This window comes from Acinetobacter sp. NBRC 110496 (assembly GCF_000876115.1).
Classification (GTDB): domain Bacteria; phylum Pseudomonadota; class Gammaproteobacteria; order Pseudomonadales; family Moraxellaceae; genus Acinetobacter.
The window spans coordinates 1-1,006 of record NZ_BBTF01000144.1 but is presented as its reverse complement, the minus strand read 5'-3'; the positions used below and the strand labels follow the sequence as shown (position 1 = coordinate 1,006).

Genomic DNA, 1,006 nt, shown 5'->3' with positions numbered 1-1,006 from the left:
AGCTTCTAAACGATTGGTATAGCGAATAGAAAGATATTGAACACCTCTATCTGAATGATGAATCACATTCTTAGGCATACCTCGATCGTGCAATGCTTGCTCCAATGCATCGAGCACCATATCTGTATTCATCCGTGTAGATACTTTCCATCCAACAATTGCTCGTGAGAACACATCAATAACAAATGCGGTATATACCCAGCCTGAATGAGTTTGAATATACGTAAAGTCACCCACCCATAGTTGGTTTGGATGATCAGCATTAAAATTACGTTTCACTAAATCATCTGCCCGTTTTTGGTCATCTCGGTTACGGGTGGTTTGTTTATTCTTACCACGCCAAACACCTTGTATACCTAGCTTTTGCATCAATCGAGCAACTGTACAACGTGCAATAACATAACCCTCACGTTTCAATTTTTGCCAAACTTTACGTACACCATATCGACCTGAACTTTCTTTCCAAATACGTTTGATTTGCTCTGCATGATGTAAATCATGCAGAGCACGTTTCGCTCGATGTTCTGGGTTATCAACGAGATCTAAAGCCCGATAATAGGTCGAAGCTGCAATCGGTAAAATTCTACAAATCGCTTCAACACCATATCGATCTTTATTGTTATGGATAAAATCCACCATTATTTGTGTGGGCGGTCGAGCTCCGCCTGGGCGAAAAAAGCGGCTGCTTTGCGTAGAATTTCATTGGCACGTTTTAATTCTTTAATTTCACGTTCCATTTGCTTCATTTTTTCTTGGTCAGATATCTGTTGTACTTTGGCAGGATTTAGTTGATCCAGATGCTTTAAATACCAAACACGCAATGTTTCAGGAGTACAACCGATTTTAGGAGCAATAGCTGTGATTGCTGCCCAAGTAGAAGGATAATCTTTTTCAGATTCAATTAGTAATTGAACCGCTCTTTCTCTAATTTCGGGGGTATAGTTTGGTTTTTTCATCGGGATAGTCTCTCAGAATATTGACTCTCCGACAAACCCGGTACGGTTCA

At 40.2% G+C, this 1,006-nt stretch carries 1 pseudogene and 1 other annotated feature; the pseudogene reads right to left on the bottom strand.

Going from position 1 to position 1,006, the window contains the following annotated elements:
* Nucleotides 1-956 (bottom strand): annotated as a pseudogene (locus Aba26S_RS20950) (IS3 family transposase); the annotation flags it as partial.
* Nucleotides 565-681: a sequence feature (AL1L pseudoknot), on the bottom strand. Its footprint overlaps the pseudogene before it by 117 nt.
* Nucleotides 957-1,006: the final 50 nt, after the last annotated feature.